We start from the raw sequence: 22585 nt of genomic DNA, 5'->3' as shown, positions 1-22585 counted from the left end.
TGGCAAGCCAGCTCCTACAGACCGCGCAAATCCCGCTCTTCGATCGGCCGGCTCTGGCGCAGACGCTTGCCGCCCAACACCACCCAATCGATCAGGCGGAACAGGCACTCGATCCCGAATGACAGCAGCAACGCCCCGCTCATGCCCCAGATCATCGCCTCTGGAGTCAGCAGGATCTGGTAGCTGTAGCCATTCCAGGTTTCCTTGCGAATGTCCGGATCAGCGGCCAGCACCACTTGGAGGAAGCGGATGTACCACGGCCCTTGCATCGCCTGGAATTGCTTGTCCAAGGCCACCTGGCGGGTCAGCAGGTTGCCCAGGCTGTCGGCGTCGCTGCGAAAGATCGGGTCTTCACTGGCACGATAGTGGGCGACCAGGGCCTGCATGTCGCCCTTGAAGAATTGATTGGCGGTGTTCTGGAACCCGCTCAACCCGGCCTGCGCTTCAATCAGGTGGGCTTCGACCCGCTTGGCGTAATCATTGATGAACCCCGGCACCTGGACACCGATCAACAGGCCCGCCGCAAACAACACCAGCCGTAGATAACTGAGCAACATGGGGGATGATCCTTATTCGGTCCTGCCCTGGCTGACGCATTCGCCGCGTCGCCACAGGCTCCATTGGCCTGGCTCGTAGCGGGTCCAGGTTTCATTTTCGGTCAGGGGTTCGGTGGCGATCACCGTGACCACATCGTTGGGCGTGGTTTCGGCCTGGAAGTCGACGATCACATCGACGTCCTTCAGGCGCGCCGGGCCGAACGGGGCACGACGGGTGATCTGCGCCAGCTTGGTCGAGCAATAGCAGAACAGCCAGTCGCCATCGCTGAGCAGGCAGTTGAAAACACCCTTGCTGCGGTATTCGGCGCAGGCGGCGACCAGGTCCGGCAGCAGTTCCTCGACCTCCACCGGCTCCGGAAACGCTGCCCGCACGCGGTTGAGCAAGTCACAGAACGCCGCCTCGCTGTCGGTATCACCAACCGGGCGATAGAAGCTGGTCGTGGGCTGAAAATCTGCCAACTGGCCATTATGGGCGAAGCACCAGTTACGCCCCCACAACTCGCGCACGAAGGGATGGGTGTTGGACAGGCAGACCTTGCCGACGTTGGCCTGGCGGATATGCCCGATCACCACTTCGCTCTTGATCGGGTAGCGCTGCACCAGGTTCGCCACTTCCGACTCGCAGCTCGCCGCCGGGTCCTGGAACAGGCGCAAACCCCGGCCTTCGTAAAAAGCGATGCCCCAACCGTCACGGTGCGGCCCGGTACGCCCACCACGCTGCATCAGCCCGGTGAAGCTGAACACGATATCGGTCGGGACATTGGCGCTCATGCCCAATAACTCACACATGCTTGGACTCTCGCTTCATGGCAGGGGCACGGTTACAGACGGGGTTCGACGCGCATCCGCTGGGGATTGCCTGGCACAGGTGGACGACCGTAACGATCATCGCCGGCACCGCCGAAGGGGTGATCCTCTTCCGGTTCGTCGGCACGAAGAGCGGCCTGGGCGGCGGCTGCCTGTTCCTTGCGGGCCCTGGCGCCACGTTCGAGGATAAAACGCGCACCGGCGAACACCAGGTAGATGCCAAAAGCGATCATGCCGTACATGAACAGGTCGGAAATCGCCCGCCACGCGTTGTTGCCGACCTTGAACAACAGGTCAAGGGCCGTGATGGCAAGGGCCGGGGCCACTTTTTCCTTCACCGGGTCGATGATGGTCGGGCTGAACAGCAGCACCGCCACCAGTAAACGCAGGGGTTCGCGCAGCCAGCGCCACATCCAGCGGGTGATGCGCATCCACACCAGCAGGCAGCCAAAAGCGGCAAAGGCGTAGAGGCCCCAAGCGATCAGATAGTCGTTCTCGGTCATGGTGTCCATGGCAAGGCAGGCAAAGAGGCGCTTATGATAACGGCTTTTCGTCCATCAGGCTCCTTCATGTAGGAGCTGCCGCAGGCTGCGATCTTTTGATCTTGAAAACACAAGATCAAAAGATCGCAGCCTGCGGCAGCTCCTACAGGTTGCGCCCCTATTCAGTATCTTGTTCGAGAGACCTTCATGCCCCTATCCGCCAACGTTTCCGACGCCCCGATTGCCCGCAAGGCCGAAGGATCCGACCCGTACGCCTGGCTGCAGGAGCGCGACAGCGCAGCGGTGCTCGACTACCTCAAGGCTGAAAATCTATACCAGGAGGCGCAAACCGCCGATCAGGCCGGGTTGCGCGAAACCCTGTTCGAGGAGATCAAGGGCCGGATTCTCGAAACCGACCTGTCCCTGCCCTCGCCGTGGGGACCCTACCTGTATTACACCCGCACCACGGCCGGTGACGAATACGCCCGTCACTACCGCTGCCCGCGCCCGGCCGATGACAGCCTGGTCCTTGATGAAAGTCGGGAGCAACTGCTGCTGGACCCGAATGAACTGGCCCAAGGCGGCTTCTTTTCCCTCGGCGCGTTCAGCATCAGTCCCGATCACCAGCGCCTGGCCTACAGCATCGATTCCACGGGCGACGAGATCTATACGCTGTTCGTGAAGGAATTGTCCGACGGTCGCGTCAGTGAACTGGAGTTCCAGGACTGCGACGGCAGCATGACCTGGGCCAATGACAGCCTGACCCTGTTTTTCGGCGAGCTGGACGACACCCATCGCCCGCACAAGCTGTTGCGCTATCGCCTGGACGGCACGGCGGCCGAAGAAGTGTTCCATGAAACCGACGGCCGCTTCTTCATGCACTGCTACCGATCGAGCTCCGAACAGCAATTGCTGCTGTCGGTGGGCAGCAAGACCACCAGCGAAGTCTGGGTGCTGGATGCCAATCACCCGCAACGGCCCTTTACCTGCGTCGCGCCGCGCCAGGAAAACCATGAGTATGACCTTGACCACGGCGCGCTCGACGGCCAATGGACCTGGTTCATCCGCACCAATCGCGACGGCATCAATTTTGCCCTGTACACCGCCGTCGACAGCGGCGTGGCACCCACCGAAGCCGACTGGCAGAACCTGATCCCTCACAGCGACACGGTGATGATCGATGGCATGAGCCTGAACGCCGGGGCCATGACCCTGAGCCTGCGGGTCGGCGGCTTGCCGGTGATCGAAGTTCACCCCCAGGACCTGCCGAGCTATCGGGTGCAACTGCCGGATGCCGCCTACAGCCTGCACGTGCAGAACAGCCTGGAATTCGTCAGCGAGCGGATTCGCCTGCGCTACGAAGCGTTGAACCGTCCGGCGCAGATCCGCCAACTGGAACTGGTCAGCGGTGCGCAGCAAGTGCTCAAGCAAACCCCGGTGCTGGGCCCGTTCGACGCCGACGCCTACGTCAGCCAGCGCCTGTGGGCCACGGCGCCCGATGGCACGCAAGTGCCGATCAGCCTGGTGGTCAAGCGCGAAGCACTCGGCAAGCCGGTTCCGCTTTACCTGTACGGCTATGGCGCCTATGGCGAAAGCCTCGACCCGTGGTTCTCCCACGCGCGCCTGAGCCTGCTCGATCGCGGCATGGCGTTCGCCATCGCTCACGTGCGCGGCGGTGGTGAACTGGGCGAAGCCTGGTATCGCGCCGGCAAGCAGGAGCACAAGCAGAACACCTTCAGCGACTTCATCGCCTGCGCCGAACACTTGATCGCCAATGGCCTGACCACCGCGCCACAACTGGCGATCAGCGGCGGCAGTGCCGGCGGCCTGTTGATCGGGGCGGTGCTTAACCAGCGACCGGAGCTGTTTGGCGCCGCGATAGCCGAGGTACCGTTCGTCGATGTGCTCAACACCATGCTCGACCCGGAGCTGCCATTGACCGTCACCGAATACGACGAGTGGGGCAACCCTGAAGAGCCGGACGTGCACGATCGGATCAAGGCCTACGCGCCGTACGAAAACGTCAGCGCCCAGGCTTATCCGCCGACCCTGGTGATCGCCGGCTACAACGACAGCCGTGTGCAGTATTGGGAAGCGGCCAAATGGGTGGCGAAATTACGCGCCACCAAGACTGACAACAACCCGCTGCTGCTCAAGACCGAACTGGGCGCGGGGCATGGCGGGATGAGCGGTCGCTATCAGGGATTGCGTGACGTAGCGCTCGAATATGCATTTTTGTTCAAGGTGCTGGGTGTGGCCTGAGGAACTTGGCTGGGTGTGCGGGTCTTAATTGCGCACACCGCAAGCCGATACAACATTGACCCAACTGTGGGAGCGGGCTTGCTCGCGAAGGCAATTTTTCAGTCAACCTATGTGTTGAATATTTTGGCCTCTTCGCGAGCAAGCCCGCTCCCACAGGGTTCCGTACAACAAAAAAGACCGCCCGACATGTCAGAACCCACCTTATTGAACAACGAAATCCGCAACTGGCTGATGGACTGCGGCCTGTTCAACCAACTGCTGCCGGCGGAATTCGCCGCGGCTTCGGGCTATTTCAGCCTCAGCACCATTGTCCAGGGCGAAGAAATCTTCCACGAGGGCGATGCCGGCAGCTTCATGTGCATCATCCATACCGGCCAGGTGGCGGTGCAGAAGACCACCAGCGACGGCCAGCAGGTGACCATCGCGACCCTGCGCAGCGGTCGCTCGTTCGGCGAAATGGCCGTACTCGACGGCGAACGCCGTTCGGCCAGTTGCGTGGCCGCGAGCAACTGCCAGTTGCTCAACCTGGGCAAGGATTCGCTGGAAAAGATGCTCAACGAGGCACCGAAAATCGCCGCCAAGATCATCCGCGCCCTCGCCGTCTCGCTCTCCAAACGCTTGCGCATGGCCGATGGGCAACTGCTGTCGCAGCAGGTCTAACCGCCGGGCGACTTGACCTTCGGCGGGTTCTGCTCGATCCCCGGCACCGGCTGGTCCTTGGTCGGCGGGCTCGGCATCTCGATCGGCACCAAGGGTGGCCCGCCACTGCCCGGGCCTACTTTCGGCAGGGGTGCCGGGCTGATCTGCGGATACGGCGTGGGCGTTGCGGTGCCCGGCGAACCGGGCATTGGCGCGGGACTGATCGGCATGGTCTGCAACTGCTGCGCCTGCACTGCAGTTATCGAGAGCGCGGTCAGGGCAATGGCCGTTAGAATGGTGCGCTTCATCAATGGCTCCGTTGGCCTTGTGGTCGATTGCAGGCTACTCCCAACTGCGCCGGTTTGCCTTCCCCTGTGCTGCCATTTTTCCTCAAGTGAGCCCCATGAAACGTTTTGTTCTGCTCGATACCGCCCCTATTCCCGAGAACGGCGGTGCCCTGTGCCTGTTCGAGTACGGCGAGGATTTCGTCATCAAGATCCAGGGTGGTGACGGCGGACAATTGATGAATACGCGCATGCACGGCTCTGAGGATGCCCTGGCCGAGATCCCCTGCCGCAAGGTCGCAGGAAGACCGAACTCGCGGGTGTTGATCGGTGGCCTGGGCATGGGCTTCACCCTCGCCTCGGCGCTCAAGCACCTGGGCAAGACCGCCGAAGTGGTAGTCGCCGAACTGGTGCCCGGCGTCGTGGAGTGGAACCGCGGGCCGCTGGGCGAGAAAGCCGGCAACCCGCTGCAAGACCCGCGCACGGTGATCCGCCTGGAAGACGTGGCCAAGGTCCTGCAGGCAGAGCCGCAAGGTTTCGACGCGATCATGCTCGACGTCGACAACGGCCCCGAAGGCCTGACCCAGAGAGCCAACAGCTGGCTCTACTCCGCCGGCGGCCTGAGCGCCTGCGCCAAGGCCCTGCGACCAAAAGGCGTGCTGGCGGTCTGGTCGGCCAGCGCCGACCGGCAGTTTTCCGACAAACTGAAGAAAGCCGGTTTCAAGGCCGAGGAAGTACAGGTCTTCGCCCACGGCAACAAGGGCACCCGCCACACCATCTGGATTGCCGAGAAGCTCAAGGGCTGAGCTAAACTGCGTGTTATACCGTCATTAGTCATTCAACAAAGGTGAACCCATGAGTTCGTCCACCCCGACCAACACCTCGAAGCTGGACCGCATCCTGGCCGACAACCAGCGCGACAAGGAAATGGGCTACCGCGACAAGGCCCTGAAGATGTACCCGCACGTGTGCGGCCGCTGCGCCCGTGAATTCTCCGGCAAGCGCCTGAGCGAACTGACCGTGCACCACCGCGACCACAACCACGATAACAACCCCCAGGACGGTTCGAACTGGGAATTGTTGTGCCTGTACTGCCACGATAACGAACACTCGCGTTATACCGACCAGCAGTATTTCGGCGAGGGCTCGCTGAGCACGCCGAAAATCGCCAAGGCGACGCACAACCCGTTTGCCGCGTTGGCGGGGTTAATGAAGAAGGACGAATGATCTTCATCGCCTGACCCGGCCTCTTCGCGAGCAAGCCCGCTCCCACATTGGTTTTGTGAACGACGCAGATCAAGTGTGGGAGCGGGCTTGCTCGCGAAGACGGCTCACCGGACACCATCAATCCCCAAACTGACCACGACCTCCCAATCCCCGTATAATCGCGCTTTTTCCTGAAAGGCACCCCGCTCGTGGCAGACAAACGGTACAGCTGCATTGGTTTGTATAACCCCAAATCACCGGAGAACGTCGGTTCGGTGATGCGCGCCGCTGGCTGTTACGGCGTGGCGTCGGTGTTCTACACCGGCAAGCGTTATGAACGCGCCGCCGACTTCGTCACCGATACCAAGCGCGTCCACTACGACATCCCGCTGATCGGCATCGACGACCTGAAGAAAATCCTGCCCCTCAACTGTGTTCCCGTTGCCGTGGAACTGGTCGACGGCGCCCGCCCGTTGCCGGAGTACACCCACCCGGACCGCGCGCTCTACATCTTCGGCCCGGAAGACGGCTCGCTGGATAAAGAGATTCGTGACTGGTGCGAAGACGTGGTCTACATCCCGACCACCGGCTGCATGAACCTCGCTGCCACGGTCAACGTCGTGCTCTACGACCGCATGGCCAAGGGCCTCAACACCCGCTCGGGGCCGAAATTCCGCTGAATCGCCGCACATCCGATGGAACAAGTGGCCTGCTCCGGCAGTCAGCTTATCTATCCACTACTCAAGCCTGGAGTCAGATCATGAGCGAACTCAAACGCGTAGAGCGCATCGAATCCACCCCGTTCCAGACCCCTTCCGAGCAGAATGTGCATGGCTGGGAACGCATCGGTTCATTGGCGGGCGGCGTGGTCATGGTCGGCAAGGGCTTGCGTCGCGGCGGCCTGTTCGGCCTGATTCAGGTGGCCATCGGCGGCGTGGCCCTGGCCCGCGGCATCACCGGCCACAGCTCGGCGAAAAGCCTGCTGGAAAAAAGCCGCCAGGACATGAACAACGTGCGGGCGAAGATTCAGCGCGCGGGCGAAGAGTTGAACCGGCTGAAAGCCAATGCCGAGGCAGCGACCAACACCGCGACCGTCACCGGCAACGATTCCTTGAAGTCGCCTAAAACCGGGGTTTGATCGGGAATTTGCGCCAAGGCTTATGGCCTCATCGCCAGCAGGCTGGCTCCCACAGTGATCTTCCGTGTTCACACACCCTGTGGGAGCCAGCCTGCTGGCGATGGCGGTGTTACTGAAGCAACCCGGTATCCAGGACCTTGGAAGACTCACCAAGCACGCTCTCACTGAGCTGTACGAATTCCTTGGTATCAATGCTCCCCAGATGCATAGCCCCGCGCAGCACATCATCCAGCGAACGCTTGTTGCGCGTCTTCAGGCGAATCTCGCGATCCAGTTCCTGTAGCAACAACACCGCCTTGGCCACCTGCGCCGCACTGATCTGCTCGCCCCGCAAGGTGGTGACTTTCTGGCTGTCCTTGACCAGCTTCCCGTGCAAGCCCTCATACCGCTCATCACTCATGCCACCGGCCCGGCGCACCAGTTCGATGGCGTAGTATTCGGCAAAACCTTCACTGATCCAGTCGCTGCGCTGCTGATCGTTGATTCGCCCGAACACCTGGGCCAACTCGCGCACAACCGGGCTGGTCCCGCTTTCGCTGACCAGCGGCAGGCGACTATTCAGGTAGATCGATTCGTGCGCCGACAGGCTGCCGCGCCACATCGGATCGTTGGCGCCGACAATCAGCAACTTGGTCGGGTGACGAGGAAACACCGCCTGTACCTGGGGCCAGACAAACGTCAGCAGCGTCAGCACATCCATGCGCCGCATGCCCTGGCCACGCGGTGAAGCGACGGTGACTTCGGTTTCGCCCAAGCGGGTGCGACGGCTGCCGAGGTGCCCGGCGAGCATCCAGCCTGTGGGCCGATCGAAAAGCCGGGAAACGTTATCGATGCGGAACTTGTTCTTGCCGATGCGCGGCCAGGCGGTTTCGACGCTTTGCCAGCCAGTGGGCAACTCGAATTCAAGGCGTGAAACCAGCTCGATGCCGTCCTGCTGATCGAGCCTGGCTGGCGGCACCAGATCGTCACCGCGCATCAGTGCCCAGGTCGGGGTCATGCGGGTGTCGAAGCTGCCGCTCTTGCGCCCGTGACTGATCTTTACCCGCCAGGTCAGGCTGGCCTTTTCGGCCGCCGGGCGCCACACGCCGCGGGCCGGCTTGCCCTCGGTCAGCTGCCATTGGCCGTCGGCCTTGAAATCGCTGTAGTGGCTGCCGTCGCCGAGGTCGAAATCCAGGCTGCGGACCGCCGCGCCCTGGGCCAGGGTCAGGCGCACTTCAGCCTGGTCGCTTTGCGGCAACAGGCGCACGTGGTAATCCAGATCGACTTTCTTCGCCGCCCACACGGGCGCGCTCAGGGCGCACAACCCAACGACCAGCGCCCGCCGCCATCCCACAGCCATACACACTCCTTCGTGAAACCTTGACCTGCGCTGCGCTTTAACCTGCGCGGAAAATCAGATGGTCTTCCCAATCCTCTTCCGCCACGCTGCCTTCGGCGAGCATGCGCCCGGACTGGGAAATACGTTCGTGGTGCACCGCGTCGCGATCACCGCACACCAGGTGATGCCACAGCGGCAGGTCCTTGCCCTCGCTGACCAGGCGATAGCCACAGGTCGGTGGCAGCCATTTGAACTCGTCGGCCTTGCCCGGTGTGAGCTGGATGCAATCCGGCACCGAGGCGCGACGGTTGGGGTAATCGCTGCACTGGCAGGTTTTCAGGTCCAGCAGTTTGCAGGCGATGCGCGTGTAATAGACGCTGTTGTCGTCTTCGTCTTCGAGCTTTTGCAGGCAGCACAGGCCACAGCCGTCGCACAGCGATTCCCATTCCTGCTGATCAAGTTGATCGAGGGTTTTGCGTATCCAGAACGGTTCTACTTTGGCGGCCATGGTTCGAGCATCGACATCAGGTGGTGAAAAGGCCGCCAGTCTAGTGCCCGCAGCCCCGCGGGCCAAGCATTGGCGACTGCCGGTAGAACACGCTTGTCAGTCATCGCGCCGCCAAGTAGGGTTTTGCGTCGCTCCCACTTTCAAACGTAGCCAGGAATCTCTTGATGAGTGCCAACCCACGCGTTGCCGATTATGTCATTCACCCTCAGTTCACCGATCGCTGGTCGCCCCGCGCCTTCACCGGCGAAAGCATTCCTGAAGAAACCCTGCTGAGCTTCTTCGAAGCCGCGCGCTGGGCACCGTCGGCGTACAACTCGCAGCCTTGGCGGTTTCTCTATGCGCGTCGCGATACGCCGAACTGGGAGCGTTACCTGGGCCTGCTGAATGAATTCAACCGCAGCTGGGCGCAACACGCCTCGGCACTGGTGATCGTGATCTCGAAAACCACCTTCACCGCGCCTGGCGCCAGCGAAGAGACCCCGGCACTGTGGCACACCTTCGACACCGGCTCCGCCTGGGGCCACCTGGCGCTGCAAGCCAGCATCAGCGGCTGGCACACCCACGGCATGGCCGGTTTCGATCAGGAACTGACCCGCAAGGAGCTGAACATTCCTGAAGGCTACGCCCTGCATGCGGCCGTGGCAGTGGGCAAGCTGGGGGATAAAGCGACGCTGGCAGATTACCTGCAAGCCCGTGAAGAGCCGAGCCCGCGGCGTCCGCTGAGCGAACTGGCTGCTGAAGGCGACTTCACCCTCTAAGCCACACTGCAAAACCAATGTGGGAGCGGGCTTGCTCGCGAAGGCGGTGTGTCAGTCACAAAAGTTGTTGACTGACACACCGCCTTCGCGAGCAAGCCCGCTCCCACATGTTGATTGGGGTAGATTCAGTAGCCGCGATTGAAATCCACTTCCCCGCGCAACGCTTCACCCGCCTGATACGCCCGCAGGTTCGCGACAAACAGCTCTACCATCAACGACGGCGACGTCGGTGCCGAGCTGTGGCCCGTCAGCAGCAGGCCGAAGGCCGTCCAGAACGGATGCCGTTGCGGCAGCGGCTCCTGGCGACAGACGTCGATCACGGCGCCCACCAGATGGCCTTCCTTCAAGGCTTCCACCAGATCCGCATCCACCACCGCCACACCGCGCCCGACGTTGATGAACAAGCCGCTCGGCTTGAACTGCTTGAACAGCGCCGCATCGTAGATATCGTGGGTGTTCGGTGTATTTGGCAGCAGGTTGACCACATAATCCACTTCACCGACCAAGCGTGGCAGATCCGCCAGCGAACCGACTTCGATAAAGGGGGCCTGCTCACGGGCCTCACTGGCGATGCCATACAACTGCACACCAAAAGGCACGAGGAACTGCGCCACCGTCTGCCCGATATCACCGGTGCCGACGATCAATACCTTGCGCCCCGCCAGGCTCTGGCCATGACGACTGTCCCATTTGCGCTCGACCTGGCTGACCAGCCGCGCCAGCACTTCACGTTCGTGGCCGAGCATGTAGGTGAGCACGTATTCGGCCATGACCTGACCGAAAATCCCCACCGCGCGGGTCAGGCGATAGTGCCGAGGCAAGCCGTCGGCCAGCAGCGGCGTGATGCCCGCCCAGGTCGACTGCAGCCATTGCGGCTGATGGCCCTGACGCAGCAGGGTCGCCAGCAAGTCGGGCTGGCCGAGCCAGACCGGGCAATCGGCCGCCAGGCGTGCCAGTTCGGCGGAATCGCCGCTGGTCAGTACTTCCACATCAGGCGCCGTTTCTTGCAACAGTCGGGCGTACACCGGGTGGTCGTGTTCAGCAATCAGGACGCGCATGCTTCAAACCTTTCGAAAAACAGTGCAGACGGCCGCCGACAGAGTCCTGCTCCGTCCGTGCGGCCATCGCCAAAATCATTCCAGTGTTGATCAAGGCTTCGAACCGAAGCCCGTCTATCGATCACATGGGATCGTTGCGTCGCAGCAATTCTTCCGGCAAGTGTTCGATGTATTCCTCTTCCGCCGGCGGCATTTGCAGGTGGTAGCCCTGCTTTTCGAGGTTATCCAGCACGACGGTGATGTCCTCGCGCGACAATTTACGCTCGGGGCTCAACACCAGGTCGAACGCGTGGATCGCTTTGCCGAAGGCGGCCATCAAGGGTTCCGGTACACGCTCCAGGGCATCGCTCTTGAGCACATAGAGGTACATCTCGTTTTTCTTCGAACTGCGGTAGATCGAGCAAATACGTTTCAAGGCTGTTCTCCGGCGGTGGCCAGGCTGTCGAGCAGCGCCTGGCCCATCAATTCGCGGCGCCAGCCACGCAATGAATCAGGCAATTGGTAGGGACCATTGGGGAAGCCGCTCTTGAGCAGCGCTTCCAGGGTTTTCTTGCGCAGCATCACCTCAGGCGCGATGTTCAGGCGTTCGCCCTCGGCCTGGCCGATGGCCTTGAGCCGCTTGAGCAGCGCGGCGGCGTCCACCGGCAACGGTTCAGGCACGGCGGGCGGCCATTGTTCCGGCGACACACTGCCAGAGCGCTTGATCAGATCAAGCAGAAACTCGCCGTCCTGACGCACGGTACGCGGGTGCATGTCTTCGATTTTCGCCAGTGCACCGAGGTTGTCCGGCTGGGTGCGCGCCAACGGCCACAGCGAATGCTCGCGGATGATGCGGTTGCGCGGCAGGTCGCGGGCACGCGCCTCCTGCTCGCGCCAGGCGCAGAGTTCACGCAATACGGCCAGCTGCGCGCGGGACAGCTTCCAGGCCAGTTTGGCGTCGCGATAGACCTCGTACGGGTCGATCTCGCGGCGCAGGTTGGCCACCAGCTCCGCTCCGTCTTCCAGGACCCAGGCGTATTTGTCGTCCGAGAGTTGCGGGCGCAACTTGACGAAGACTTCCGCTAGGTGCACGGCGTCTTCGGCGGCATAGCTGATCTGGGTTTCGGAAAGCGGACGTTGCAGCCAGTCGGAACGGGTTTCGCCCTTGGGCAGGTCGATGCCCAGCACTTCCTGCACCAGCCGCGAATAGCCCATGGAGAAACCCAGGTTCAGGTAAGCGGCGGCCAGTTGGGTATCGAACAGCGGCGCCGGCAGGCTACCGGTCAGGCGCAGCAGGACTTCGAGGTCTTCGCTGCACGCATGAACAACCTTGACCACCGCCGGATTTTCCAGCAAGGCGGCCAGGGGCTGCCAGTTGTCGATGGTCAGCGGATCGATCAGGTAGGCACGTTCGCCATCGCCGACCTGCAGCAGGCCTGCGATCGGGTAGAAGGTGTCGACCCGCATGAATTCGGTGTCGAGGGCAACGAACGGCAGTTGCTGCCACTCGGTGCAAAACCGACCGAGGCTTTCGTTGTCGCGAATCCAGTGAATATCGATGGCCACACGGCTCTCCCTTGAAGAATGGCGCGCAGTATATATCGCCCCCGACGATTTCCGCGCATTCACTGAACAAGAGCTTTAGCGAAAATGCCTTCCTGATCGTAAGAATAGTCCGGCAAACAAGGCCTAACCGACCTTTCCCAGCCACCTAAACCCTCACCCCTTGGCCAGCACGCCATCGATTGCGGCTCTGCGGCACCCGGCAAACATATCCAGGTCCTGGTTATAAACTTGGCTGTTGACCTCCAGCAGCCCCAGCATCGAATGGAACAGGTTGTCCTGGCTCAAGGGCTTTTCCCGACTCAGTTGCAGGCAATGGGTGTCCACCGAGAACGACTTCTGATAGCTGTCGGAGAACCAGGCCAGCATTGCCACATGCTTCTGTTGATCCGGTGCCAGCATGTAAGGCGTGCCATGCAGGAACAGGTTGTATTCACCCAGGGATTCGCCGTGGTCCGACAGATAAAGCATCGCGGTATCGACTTTGTCCTGGTTGCTGCGCAACAGATCGATCAGGGTCGACAGCACATGGTCGGTGTACACCAGGGTGTTGTCGTAGCCGTTGATGATGCTTTCGCGGCTGCAATTGTTCAGTGCATTGCTCTTGCAGACCGGGGTAAAGCGTTCGAATTCCTTTGGATAACGTTTGTAGTACTCCGGACCGTGACTGCCCATCTGGTGCAGTACCAACACCGTGTCTTTATCCAGGGTATCGATGAAATGTTGCAGGCCTTGCAGGAGGATTTCATCGCGGCATTCACTGTTGGCGCACAGCACCGGGTCTTTCAGGTTGCTGAGGTCGTCGAGGGTGACCCTATCGCAAGTCCCCTTGCAGCCAGACTGGTTGTCACGCCAGATCACGTCGAGACCGGCACGCTTGAGCACATCCAGCAGGCCTTCTTCGTTCCTGGCCTTGCTCGCGTTGTAATCCTTGCGCCCCATGTTGGAAAACATGCAGGGCACCGACACCGCTGTTTCAGTGCCGCATGACTTCACGTCGGTAAAGGCGATGAGCCCGGCTTCCTTATCCAGTTTCGGCGTGGTATCGCGGTTGTAGCCGAGAATACCGAAGTTCTCTGCCCGGGCACTCTCCCCCACCACCAGGACCGTCAGCGACTTGCGACCATGGGTTTGCCAGGCAGAATCGCGCCGGGCATCTTCACCGACTTTGACAAAGGGCTGGCGTGCCGAGGCGACCTGTTCGCGCAAGTAACCGGCGGAGGCACCAATATAGTTGCTCGGAACCACCATCAGGCGCAGTTCGTGGTGATTGCGAAACAATGAAGACAGGCCTTGATAGTTAACCAGTGCAACACCGCCAATGACCGCCGCCGAGGCAACAGTCACCAGTGCCTTGCTTAATAACTCCCGATGCCAGCGGCGGTAATTAACCGGCGTTCTCCACAACAACCAGGACGGCAGCACACCAAGAAAAACAATATAAGCCAGTAACTTCAAAGACAATAAGTCGCGCACTTCCGTGGCATTGGTTTGAGCGAAGTTGCGCAACATGCCCACGTCGATCAGGACACCGTATTGGCCCATGAAATAAGCGACGCCGGCACTGATCATGAACAGCAGGGTAAGCAGGGGTTTAAGCACCGACCGGAAAGCCAGCAAGGTCAGGACAATGTTGAAGGCCGCGAGAATCATCGCCCCGAACGCCACGCGCAGGACGATGCCTTTACCGTCAGCCGCGGTGATATCTAAAAGGTGCTGCCACAGGACAAAATTGCAGGCAGTCAATAAAAAGGCACTGGCAATCAGTGTCACCCACTCCGGGCGCACGGCTTTAATCTTCAACATGATTTTCGGCTGTTCCTGAAAAGAAGCGCCGTCAACAAATGTGAAAATTTCATTTATCGCGGCGACACTAACTGTAGGTAGCCGACCATCAATTTTTCGTGAAAAAGAAGCCAACGATTAGTTGCCTCTACTACACTCGATGAAACTTTCCGCTTATTTGAGAATGGTTCAGTTCCGGTTCAGCAAGAGCTAAGGTCCGAACATCTGAAGAGGTCTCATCGCAGCAGTATTTAATTTCCCGATACGGCCCGGGATTTTCTGATTTGCCGCCTGCGAACCACTCGCGCCTAATCGGCCCCTGATTCATCAAGGTCCGATCATGGAAAATATTCGCGCTACCTCCCGCCCTGCCCTGTGGTTGATGTTCAGCATTGTTTTGGTCGCCCTGAATCTGCGGCCCTCCATGGCTGCAGTCGGTCCTTTGCTGTCGGCGATTCGCGGCGACATCCCGCTCAGTTTCAGTCTCGCCTCGCTGCTGACCCTGCTGCCGGTCATGACCATGGGGCTGGCGATGTTCTTTGGACTGGCGATCAGCCAACGCCTTGGCGAGCGCCGCACGGTGGTGCTGTCGCTGCTGGTCATCGGCCTGGCCACTGCATCGCGATTGTTCCTCGATTCGGCGCTGGAACTGATCCTCAGTGCCGTATTGGCCGGCATCGGCATCGCACTGATCCAGGCGCTGATGCCGACGCTGATCAAATCCCGATTCAGCGACAACGTGGCCTTGTGCATGGGGCTCTATGTCACCTCGATCATGGGTGGTGCCGCCATTGCCGCCTCTTTCTCCCCCCTGGTGATGCTCCACACAGGCAGTTGGCGCATGGGCCTGGCCATCTGGGCGGTGCTGGCCGTGCTCGCGCTGCTGTTCTGGTGCAGTCAACGCGTGGGGGCACCGACGCCGGGTTCAACCAGCCACCGCTCCTTCTTCAGCCATCCTCGCGCCTGGTTGCTCGCGGCGTTTTTCGGCCTGGGCACGGCGTCCTACACCTGCGTGCTGGCCTGGCTGGCGCCGTACTACGTGGAAAAGGGCTGGAGCGAACAGGATGCCGGATTGTTGCTTGGCTTCCTGACCGCCATGGAGGTGTTGTCCGGCCTGCTGGTTCCGGCCATTGCCAACCGCAGCCGTGATCGACGCCTGGTGCTGGTGGTGTTGCTGGCGCTGATCATGGTCGGTTTTTGCGGGTTGATTCTCAGCCCGGGAAACCTCGGCCTCCTGTGGCCGTGCCTGTTGGGGCTGGGGATCGGCGGGCTGTTCCCAATGAGCCTGATCGTGTCGCTGGATCACCTGGACGAGCCTCGGCAAGCGGGTGGCCTTACGGCCTTCGTGCAAGGCATCGGCTACCTGATCGCAGGTCTCTCGCCGCTGGCGGCCGGGATGATCCGCGACCGGCTCGGCAGTTTCGAATGGGCCTGGTGGTCACTCACCGGGGTCATGGCGCTGATGATCCTGATGGCCTTGCGCTTCGATCCACGGCATTACGCCAGGCACATGCACTGACTCCGAATGCTTGCAGTGCATTCTCCTGTTGCCTTCATTGCGCTAGGATCATTCGCTCAAGTTTGCACATGAGCCAGAAAGGATGCTGAACAGCAACGTGCTACGAAAGCTCGACATGCAGGACTTGATGGTGTTCGTCGCCGTGTTTGAGCAAAACAGCGTCTCCGGCGTTTCCGAGACGCTGTGCGTCAGCCAGTCCACCGTGAGCTACTGCCTGAAAAAACTGCGCGCAGTGTTTGACGACGAATTGTTCATCAATACCCGCACCGGGATGCGCCCCACCTACAAAGCCGACGGCATGTACCCCCACGTGCTGACGATCCTCGACAGCATCAACCTGTGCCACGCCAGTGCCTCAAAGTTCGACCCCACCCAACAACCAACGGTTTTCAACCTCTGCGCTCCGGAATACTTCGAGCAGCTGGTGCTGCCGCGCCTGTTGAAGCGCTTCGCGTGCGCCGAGCTTGCGGTGGTGGTCAATGTGCATAAGCTCGAGACCGACATCCCGGCCCAGGCACTGCGTGATGGCAGCCTGGATCTGGCGATAGGTTTCGGTCCGGACTTTCATCGAAGCCACGCCGACTTCAAGGTGCGCACACTGCTGGAAGACGATTTCGTCTGCGTCTTCGACAAACGCAACGCCCCATCGCACCCACACCTGAGCCTGCAAACCTTCGTCGAGCGCCGTCATGTGTTCCCGACGCCCTGGACCTCCACCAGCAACATGGTCGACGGCTGGCTGGCGCAGCAAACCCGACAACGGCAGATCGTCGCACGGGCCAATAGCTACGGCGCAGCCCTGAAGATGATCAGCGGCACCGACTTCATCCTCACCCTGCCCCGGCGCATCCAGCAATTGCTGGCCGATGACACCGTCTTCGAGCGCTGCGAAGCGCCCAGCGGCCTGCCGGGTTTCACCCTCGACATGCAGTGGAGCCAGGGCGCCGATCAGGACAGCGCGAACATCTGGTTACGTGAGGAAGTAATCGAGGCTTGCGCCGAACTGGACACGGCCTGAAACTCAGACGCCGACGGTAGTCTTGGCATAGGATTCGCGATCGATGTCGAGAATCTCCACGCACAACTGCACCTCCACCCCCGTCGGCCATTCACACAGATCCTTGACCACGGCCAGCAGGCTGTCGGACAGCTGCTTCTTGATCTCCGCGGAGCGACCGCTCAGCACGGCCAGTTTCACATGCACAAACGCCCGCTCGGCCAATGCCGTGCCGACCTTGAACGTCTCGAGCTTCACCGCGCGACTCTTGATGTCGAATTCGGCACCGAATTGACCGGAGCCCACCAGCACATTGTTCATACGCATCAACGCCACGTCAGCGTTCAGATCAGGCAGGTTGGCGGTGTATTCCAGGTGCAGGTGAGGCATGGCATTACTCCTGTAGGTCGGTGGAAAAGTTCATAGGTATAACACGGCGCTGCCTTGCTCACTGGGGTAACGACAAAAGATTGCGCTCGCCCATGAACGCTTCGAGTCGCGAGCGCAACCAGCGCTCGGCAGGGTCGCTGTCGACATGGCTGAGCCAGACCATGGACAACTCCAGGGTCGGCGTACTGAACGGAAACGGCTCCATGAACACCTGACCGGACGCCGCCATGGCCTCTGCCGTGTAATCCGGCAGGCTGGCAATCAGGTCGGTCCCGGCGAGCAAGGCTGGCAACGAACTGTATTGCGGCACCGAGAGCACCACCTGGCGCGTGCGGCCGATTGCTGACAGCCACTCGTCAGCGAAACCACTGACGTTGGCGATATGCGACACCAGCACATGGGGGCGCGAGCAGTATTCATCGAGCGTCAGCGGTGTATCGCTGGCGTCGGCGCGTAAAACGCTGGGACGGATGTGCCGCAACAACTTGCGCTTGGCGTTGGCTGGCAGGCCGCGGGTCTGGGTGACGCCAACCGTGATGTCGCCAGACGCCAGCAAGTCGGGAATGCGCCAGTAGTCGACATTCTGCACCACGAACACTACCTTCGGCGCTTCCTGGCGCAACGCCCGCAGCAACGGCGGCAACAGGCCGAACTCGACATCGTCCGACATCCCGATGCGAAAGGTCATGGTGCTGCTGCTCGGGTCGAAATCATGGGTCAGGCTCAACGCCACCGACAACGAATCCAGCGCCGGCGACAGATGCCGAAAGATCTCTTCAGCCCGCGCCGTCGGCTCCATGCGATGCCCGACGCGGATGAACAACGGGTCGTTGAACATGGTACGCAAGCGATTGAGCGCCGAACTGATGGTCGGCTGACCAAGAAACAGCTTCTTCGCCACCTTGGTGACATTGCGTTCGAGCATCAGCGTTTCAAACACCACCATCAGGTTGATGTCGGCCTTGCGTAGTTCGTTGCGATTCATCCATTGACCCCGCGCTGTAAAACTATCGACAGTTTAGGGAGATGTAACAATCGGCGTCTATGCGACTGAACGAATGCCTCAAGTGATTTGTGTTTAATGCCAACAGGCTCACGCGACGGGTCCTACAGCCCCTTCCTGATTTCGTCGCACCCCTGGCGGTACAGCCTCGCGCCCCTAAGCTCAGGGGGCTTCGGGCAAAACCGGCCCGGACCTATAACCTTCGAACACAACAGGAGAGTTTCAATGGCTAGAGACAAAGCGAAAGACGACAAGCACTTCAACTGCACCCAGGCGCATGAAGCCGACTACGTCGCCGGGCTTTATCCTCACGCCAGGGACGAAGTGAAAAACTTCCTGGCATCGGCCTGCCAGGACAAATCCCTGCACAACTCAACCCACAAGGACGTCTACGACTTGATCAAGAGAAAACTGGGCCACTCGCAGCCGTAAGACTGCCCGGGCAACAGGAAGCTGCTCTTGACGAGCAGCTTCACCGACTTGCTCGATCAATTCAGCTTTTAACGCAATGCTCCATACCGTGACCGCCGCCACTGTATTCAGGACCATAATAATACTTGGTGAACGACACTTTCCCCTCCGGCGTTGAAACAACCTGTGCAACACCGACTCCATAATCCTTCAATGACGGATCGGTATGCGCAAAATAAATGGCCAGCGAGTCGGACGTGCCGGCAGCGAACCCGTCATACCTGGACTTGTCCTCCAGCGTCAGTACAAAGTTATAAGCGCCATACTTCCCGGTACTCTGTTCGGCATTGAGTGTCATGTCGACCACCCCTTTAAATCCCCCAATATGGCTGTCCTTGCCAATACATTCATAGCGCCCACTATAATCGGTACCGGTAAAGGCCGCAGGGGCCTGGGCAGCCCACGCGGGAACGGAAACAACCAGGATGGCAGCGGCAATACTCCTGAGCATATGTGACCTCGTTGTAATTGTAGGAAATCATTAGATATTGCGTAGGAATATTCTGCAGATTAGTGCACTACAACCTCATCATTGCGCACCATCCATCCATTATGAAACTTGCCCCTTAAGTTTACTTGAAACTTTTGAAACAAGATCTTTCGCCAAACAATAACCGACAATGGAGTCAAACATCGCGATACACTCCGACGGATGATAAATAACTACCGTTCTTACAGAATGCTCCTGCGTCATCCAATCCGGATAACGGGAGCACATTCGCTCATTTCATTATCGCAAGGAAGCAATACATGACTATCGATTTGAATCAACACCTGGAAACTGCCAAACAGTACATCGGTCAGCCATACACCGAGGAGCTTCGCGCCGATCTCGCGAAGAAGACCGGCCTGAAAGTTCGGCCGATAGGTATCGCGTTCAGAATGACCAAGGACTACAACCCTGCACGAATCAATCTGAAGGTCGAGAACGAAATCATCACCCACGCCACCATGGGTAACTGATTCGCCCTGCGCACCCCGTGCGAATAAAAACCTGACAGTTTTTTGCGTAAACAAAAAAGCCCCGTAACTTTTCAGCTACGGGGCTTTTTCCATGTAATGGCGGAGAGATAGGGATTCGAACCCTAGGTACCGGTGAAGGTACAACGGATTTCGAATCCGTCCCATTCGGCCACTCTGGCATCTCTCCAACGGCGCGCATCATAACAACACTTTTGCCGAAAGCAAACCCTCTTTCGAAAATTTTTTCTGTGCTATCAGATGCTTGCGTCGATTAAAGCGGTACACCCAGACGATTGGCGACTTCTTCGTAGGCTTCGATGACGTCACCGAGGCCCTGACGGAAGCGATCCTTGTCCATTTTCTTCTTGGTGGCCTTGTCCCACAGGCGGCAGCCGTCCGGGCTGAATTCGTCGCCCAGGACAATGGAGCCGTCGTGGAACACGCCGAATTCCAGTTTGAAGTCGACCAGCAGCAGGCCGGCGTCGTCGAACAGTTTGCTCAGGACTTCGTTGACCTTGAGCGACAGTTCCTTCATGCGCGCCAGTTGCTCGGCAGTGCCCCAACCGAAGGCCACGACGTGGGATTCGTTGATGAACGGGTCGCCCTTGGCGTCGTCCTTCAGGAACAGTTCGAAGGTGTAAGGCTTGAGCTTCATGCCTTCTTCAACGCCCAGGCGCTTGACCAGGCTGCCGGCGGCGTAGTTACGCACGACGCACTCGACCGGGATCATGTCGAGCTTCTTCACCAGGCATTCGTTGTCGCCCAGCAGTTTGTCGAATTGGGTCGGTACGCCGGCTTCTTCGAGTTTCTGCATGATGAAGGCGTTGAACTTGTTGTTCACCATGCCTTTGCGGTCGAGTTGTTCGATGCGCTTGCCGTCGAACGCCGAAGTGTCGTTGCGAAACAGCAGGATCAAGCGGTTGGCGTCGTCGGTCTTGTAAACCGATTTGGCTTTGCCGCGGTAGAGTTCTTCACGTTTTTCCATGATGGGCTCCGCTTGCTAAGTAGGTGGGCTAGGCGATGTGTCGCCAGTCGAGCCCTGAATCTTGATCGGCCAGTTGCAGCCAGTCCGGGTCGCACCCGAGGGTGTCGACAAAACATTGCCGGGCCAGCCGCGGCAGGTTGTTCTTGCTGCTCAGATGGGCCAGGACCAGGTGTTGCAGGTCTTTCCAGCCCAACTCGGACACCAGGAATGCCGCCTGATGGTTGTTCAAATGTCCCAGCTCACCGCCCACCCGCTGCTTGAGAAAGTAGGGGTAATGACCGCGAGCCAGCATGTCCCGGCAATGGTTGGCCTCGATCATCAATGCATCGAGGTCGCGATAGCCTTCCAGCACCTTGTCGCAATACGAGCCCAGGTCGGTCAACAGGCCGAAGCGCCGCTCACCGTCACTGAACACGTATTGCGTCGGCTCCTGCGCATCGTGGGCCACGGCAATGACACCAATGCTCAGGTTGCCGATCTGCAGTTGTTCGCCACCGGCCAGGAAGCCCGCGGGTTCCACCGGTTTGCGCATCCCGCGCAGGGTGCCGCGACTGAGGTAGACAGGCAGATTGTAGCGCCGAGACAGCAAACCCACGCCATGCACGTGGTCGGCATGTTCGTGGGTCACGAGTATCGCGCTCAGCTGCGCAGGGTTCACACCCAGGCGCAGCAAGCGTTTTTCGGTTTCCCGCAGGGAGAAACCACAATCCACCAGCACGTACGTATCAGCGCTGGCTATCAGCGTGCCATTCCCTTGGCTACCGCTGCCGAGAACGGCAAAACGCATGTGATCAGCCCAGATTGTCCTGAATCACGCTCAACACTTTGCGCGCCACGTCAGCCGGCGCCACGGTGTTGATGTTTTTCTCGACGGTGACCTGGACGCTTTCGCCGACCTTGCTCAGGCGAACCTGATAACGCTCGGCACGGGACTCGACTTCTTCCTTGCTCGGCGCACTGCCGAACAGGCTGCTGAAGAACCCGGGCTTGTCGTCTTTCTTCTCGGCTTTTTCAGCGAGGTTGATGTAGTACAGGCCCAGGCTGCGGTTGATGTCTTCAACACGCCATTCGCCCTGCTCCAGCGCACGGCCGACGCTCGACCAGGCACGATCCAGGTCGGTGCCGACGTTCAGCACCGGGTTGCCGCTGCCGTCTTCGCTCAGGCTGATGCGGCTTGGCGCGTCGAAATCGCGAGAAGCCAGCATGGAGACCGAACCGCCCTTCTCGGAGATGCGGCTCATGCTCGCCAGCATGTCGTCGACCAGTGCCGCGTCCAGGCCAGTGTTGACCGAACGGTTGGTGAAAGCGACGTCGGCCGTGCTGCCGGCAGGACGCTCGGCGGTGACCACGTAGATCTCACTGGTATTGCGCTGCACACCCGGCTCGATACGTACCCGGGCACGGATTTCGCTGTCAGAGGCGACGCCGGCTGCGCTCAGGCGCTTGGCCATGGCTGCGGACAGTTCGTCGGAACGCTGCCAGGTGGTGGTGAATTCGCCAGTCTGAGGGCGCTGTTCGTCCAGGCGGAAACCGTTGTCCTGGAAGAACTGTACGGCCACGGGCCAGGCTTCCGCTGGCGGATTCTGCGCCAGGATCGAGCGCGTATCGCCGCTCTTTTGCAGCGAGTAGGCACTGGCGTCGGCGGCAGCGGTCAATGGCTGCGGACGAGGCACGATGTATTCGCCCTTGGCGGTGTCATCGGCGACATTGCGCGGAATCGGCAACAGCGGATCCAGACGCTTGGCAGTGGTGATATCCGGTGGCAGTTGCATCGGTGCGGTCTGTTGCGCTTCCAGGTAGTCGCTACCACGGTCACGGAAATAACCATCCGGGCCCCACAGCCACCCACAGCCACTGGTGCTGGAGATGATCAAGGCAAGCGCGGAAAGTCCGGCCATTCGCTTCATGCGTTG

27 protein-coding genes and 1 tRNA gene are annotated in these 22585 nt (G+C 60.1%); 11 read left to right on the top strand and 17 right to left on the bottom strand.

The features are described 5' to 3' along the window. Window positions 1-14: 14 nt before the first annotated feature. Genes DKB71_RS07880 through DKB71_RS07870 form a run of 3 tightly spaced genes read right to left on the bottom strand, consistent with a single transcriptional unit; the run spans window position 15 to window position 1876 of the window. Window positions 15-557: a DUF2937 family protein gene (locus tag DKB71_RS07880; protein WP_020797831.1), complete on the bottom strand. Its 543-nt coding sequence runs from the start codon at window positions 555-557 to the stop codon at window positions 15-17. 12 nt (window positions 558-569) lie between these two features. Then, window positions 570-1346 (bottom strand): class II glutamine amidotransferase, encoded by a 777-nt coding sequence (locus DKB71_RS07875; protein WP_274073545.1) that lies wholly within the window; start codon window positions 1344-1346, stop codon window positions 570-572. 32 nt (window positions 1347-1378) lie between these two features. Beyond that, window positions 1379-1876 carry an MFS transporter gene (locus tag DKB71_RS07870; RefSeq protein ID WP_408600021.1) on the bottom strand — a complete coding sequence of 166 codons (498 nt, stop codon included), beginning with the start codon at window positions 1874-1876 and terminating at the stop codon, window positions 1379-1381. 177 nt (window positions 1877-2053) lie between these two features. Here DKB71_RS07870 and DKB71_RS07865 point away from each other — a divergent pair, with 177 nt between their 5' ends. Together DKB71_RS07865 and DKB71_RS07860 are read left to right on the top strand one after the other, a co-directional pair. Continuing rightward, a complete protein-coding gene (locus DKB71_RS07865; RefSeq protein WP_408600020.1) occupies window positions 2054-4108 on the top strand; it encodes a S9 family peptidase in 2055 nt (684 codons plus the stop codon). A 186-nt stretch (window positions 4109-4294) separates the two neighbouring features. Then, entirely contained in the window at window positions 4295-4768 is a 474-nt protein-coding gene (locus tag DKB71_RS07860) for a cyclic nucleotide-binding domain-containing protein (protein ID WP_323606757.1), read from the top strand. On the opposite strand, the gene DKB71_RS07855 is transcribed toward DKB71_RS07860, so the two are convergent. Further along, window positions 4765-5055, bottom strand: a complete 291-nt coding sequence (locus DKB71_RS07855) for a hypothetical protein (RefSeq protein WP_274073540.1) — start codon at window positions 5053-5055, stop codon at window positions 4765-4767. The genes DKB71_RS07860 and DKB71_RS07855 overlap by 4 nt on opposite strands. Before the next feature lie 95 nt (window positions 5056-5150). Between DKB71_RS07855 and DKB71_RS07850 the strand changes: the two genes are divergently transcribed. The 4 genes from DKB71_RS07850 (at window position 5151) to DKB71_RS07835 (ending at window position 7375) form a co-directional block, all read left to right on the top strand. Beyond that, a complete protein-coding gene (locus tag DKB71_RS07850) occupies window positions 5151-5837 on the top strand; it encodes a spermidine synthase (RefSeq protein ID WP_408600019.1) in 687 nt (228 codons plus the stop codon). 49 nt (window positions 5838-5886) lie between these two features. Further along, window positions 5887-6258 (top strand): YajD family HNH nuclease, encoded by a 372-nt coding sequence (locus tag DKB71_RS07845; protein ID WP_110966870.1) that lies wholly within the window; start codon window positions 5887-5889, stop codon window positions 6256-6258. 188 nt (window positions 6259-6446) lie between these two features. Then, window positions 6447-6917: an RNA methyltransferase gene (locus tag DKB71_RS07840; protein WP_046816778.1), complete on the top strand. Its 471-nt coding sequence runs from the start codon at window positions 6447-6449 to the stop codon at window positions 6915-6917. Between the two features lie 80 nt (window positions 6918-6997). Continuing rightward, the gene (locus tag DKB71_RS07835; protein ID WP_274073539.1) at window positions 6998-7375 is read left to right on the top strand and encodes a DUF2892 domain-containing protein; all 378 of its coding nucleotides are present in this window, start codon (window positions 6998-7000) and stop codon (window positions 7373-7375) included. 109 nt (window positions 7376-7484) lie between these two features. Here DKB71_RS07835 and DKB71_RS07830 read toward each other — a convergent pair whose 3' ends face one another. Both DKB71_RS07830 and DKB71_RS07825 read right to left on the bottom strand, forming a co-directional pair. Then, entirely contained in the window at window positions 7485-8714 is a 1230-nt protein-coding gene (locus DKB71_RS07830) for a hypothetical protein (RefSeq protein ID WP_408600017.1), read from the bottom strand. 37 nt (window positions 8715-8751) lie between these two features. Continuing rightward, the gene (locus tag DKB71_RS07825) at window positions 8752-9201 is read right to left on the bottom strand and encodes a YcgN family cysteine cluster protein (RefSeq protein ID WP_020797823.1); all 450 of its coding nucleotides are present in this window, start codon (window positions 9199-9201) and stop codon (window positions 8752-8754) included. 164 nt (window positions 9202-9365) lie between these two features. Between DKB71_RS07825 and DKB71_RS07820 the strand changes: the two genes are divergently transcribed. Continuing rightward, the gene (locus tag DKB71_RS07820) at window positions 9366-9959 is read left to right on the top strand and encodes a nitroreductase family protein (protein ID WP_274073537.1); all 594 of its coding nucleotides are present in this window, start codon (window positions 9366-9368) and stop codon (window positions 9957-9959) included. A gap of 125 nt (window positions 9960-10084) precedes the next feature. Here DKB71_RS07820 and DKB71_RS07815 read toward each other — a convergent pair whose 3' ends face one another. The 4 genes from DKB71_RS07815 to DKB71_RS07800 all read right to left on the bottom strand — a co-directional run bounded on the left by DKB71_RS07815 (window position 10085) and on the right by DKB71_RS07800 (window position 14365). Beyond that, on the bottom strand, window positions 10085-11017 hold the full coding sequence (locus tag DKB71_RS07815; RefSeq protein WP_274073536.1) for a D-2-hydroxyacid dehydrogenase: 933 nt from the start codon (window positions 11015-11017) through the stop codon (window positions 10085-10087). 121 nt (window positions 11018-11138) lie between these two features. Then, the gene (locus DKB71_RS07810) at window positions 11139-11432 is read right to left on the bottom strand and encodes a YcgL domain-containing protein (RefSeq protein ID WP_274073535.1); all 294 of its coding nucleotides are present in this window, start codon (window positions 11430-11432) and stop codon (window positions 11139-11141) included. Then, window positions 11429-12562 carry a ribonuclease D gene (rnd, locus tag DKB71_RS07805; RefSeq protein ID WP_323606755.1) on the bottom strand — a complete coding sequence of 378 codons (1134 nt, stop codon included), beginning with the start codon at window positions 12560-12562 and terminating at the stop codon, window positions 11429-11431. The genes DKB71_RS07810 and rnd overlap by 4 nt, the downstream gene beginning before the upstream one ends. 153 nt (window positions 12563-12715) lie before the next feature. Next, window positions 12716-14365, bottom strand: coding sequence for a phosphoethanolamine transferase (locus tag DKB71_RS07800; protein ID WP_408600016.1), 1650 nt, complete (start codon window positions 14363-14365; stop codon window positions 12716-12718). A 319-nt stretch (window positions 14366-14684) separates the two neighbouring features. Between DKB71_RS07800 and DKB71_RS07795 the strand changes: the two genes are divergently transcribed. Both DKB71_RS07795 and DKB71_RS07790 read left to right on the top strand, forming a co-directional pair. Next, window positions 14685-15863, top strand: a complete 1179-nt coding sequence (locus DKB71_RS07795; protein ID WP_408600015.1) for a cyanate transporter — start codon at window positions 14685-14687, stop codon at window positions 15861-15863. 82 nt (window positions 15864-15945) lie between these two features. Beyond that, the gene (locus DKB71_RS07790; RefSeq protein WP_408600014.1) at window positions 15946-16881 is read left to right on the top strand and encodes a LysR family transcriptional regulator; all 936 of its coding nucleotides are present in this window, start codon (window positions 15946-15948) and stop codon (window positions 16879-16881) included. Between the two features lie 3 nt (window positions 16882-16884). Here DKB71_RS07790 and DKB71_RS07785 read toward each other — a convergent pair whose 3' ends face one another. Both DKB71_RS07785 and DKB71_RS07780 read right to left on the bottom strand, forming a co-directional pair. Next, the gene (locus DKB71_RS07785; RefSeq protein WP_408600013.1) at window positions 16885-17250 is read right to left on the bottom strand and encodes a 5-carboxymethyl-2-hydroxymuconate Delta-isomerase; all 366 of its coding nucleotides are present in this window, start codon (window positions 17248-17250) and stop codon (window positions 16885-16887) included. A 58-nt stretch (window positions 17251-17308) separates the two neighbouring features. Continuing rightward, window positions 17309-18235, bottom strand: coding sequence for a LysR family transcriptional regulator (locus tag DKB71_RS07780; protein ID WP_323626696.1), 927 nt, complete (start codon window positions 18233-18235; stop codon window positions 17309-17311). A 243-nt stretch (window positions 18236-18478) separates the two neighbouring features. Between DKB71_RS07780 and DKB71_RS07775 the strand changes: the two genes are divergently transcribed. Then, window positions 18479-18685, top strand: a complete 207-nt coding sequence (locus DKB71_RS07775) for a hypothetical protein (protein ID WP_274073528.1) — start codon at window positions 18479-18481, stop codon at window positions 18683-18685. Between the two features lie 61 nt (window positions 18686-18746). Here the strand turns inward: DKB71_RS07775 and DKB71_RS07770 are convergent, their stop codons facing one another. Next, window positions 18747-19175 carry a hypothetical protein gene (locus tag DKB71_RS07770; protein WP_323626695.1) on the bottom strand — a complete coding sequence of 143 codons (429 nt, stop codon included), beginning with the start codon at window positions 19173-19175 and terminating at the stop codon, window positions 18747-18749. Window positions 19176-19474: 299 nt separating this feature from the next. Between DKB71_RS07770 and DKB71_RS07765 the strand changes: the two genes are divergently transcribed. Then, window positions 19475-19687 carry a hypothetical protein gene (locus tag DKB71_RS07765; protein WP_323606750.1) on the top strand — a complete coding sequence of 71 codons (213 nt, stop codon included), beginning with the start codon at window positions 19475-19477 and terminating at the stop codon, window positions 19685-19687. Window positions 19688-19784: 97 nt separating this feature from the next. Here DKB71_RS07765 and DKB71_RS07760 read toward each other — a convergent pair. The 4 genes from DKB71_RS07760 to bamC form a co-directional block, all read right to left on the bottom strand. Beyond that, a tRNA-Ser gene (locus DKB71_RS07760) sits at window positions 19785-19874 on the bottom strand. Window positions 19875-19958: 84 nt separating this feature from the next. Beyond that, complete coding sequence (gene purC / locus DKB71_RS07755) at window positions 19959-20672, bottom strand: phosphoribosylaminoimidazolesuccinocarboxamide synthase (RefSeq protein ID WP_408600012.1); 714 nt, start codon at window positions 20670-20672, stop codon at window positions 19959-19961. Between the two features lie 28 nt (window positions 20673-20700). Continuing rightward, window positions 20701-21459, bottom strand: coding sequence for an MBL fold metallo-hydrolase (locus DKB71_RS07750; RefSeq protein WP_274073524.1), 759 nt, complete (start codon window positions 21457-21459; stop codon window positions 20701-20703). 4 nt (window positions 21460-21463) lie between these two features. Continuing rightward, window positions 21464-22579, bottom strand: coding sequence for an outer membrane protein assembly factor BamC (gene bamC / locus DKB71_RS07745; protein WP_274073523.1), 1116 nt, complete (start codon window positions 22577-22579; stop codon window positions 21464-21466). Window positions 22580-22585: the final 6 nt, after the last annotated feature.

The organism is Pseudomonas sp. PLMAX, from assembly GCF_046042685.1.
Lineage (GTDB): Bacteria > Pseudomonadota > Gammaproteobacteria > Pseudomonadales > Pseudomonadaceae > Aquipseudomonas > Aquipseudomonas putida_AE.
This window is presented reverse-complemented; position numbering and strand designations above follow the sequence as displayed.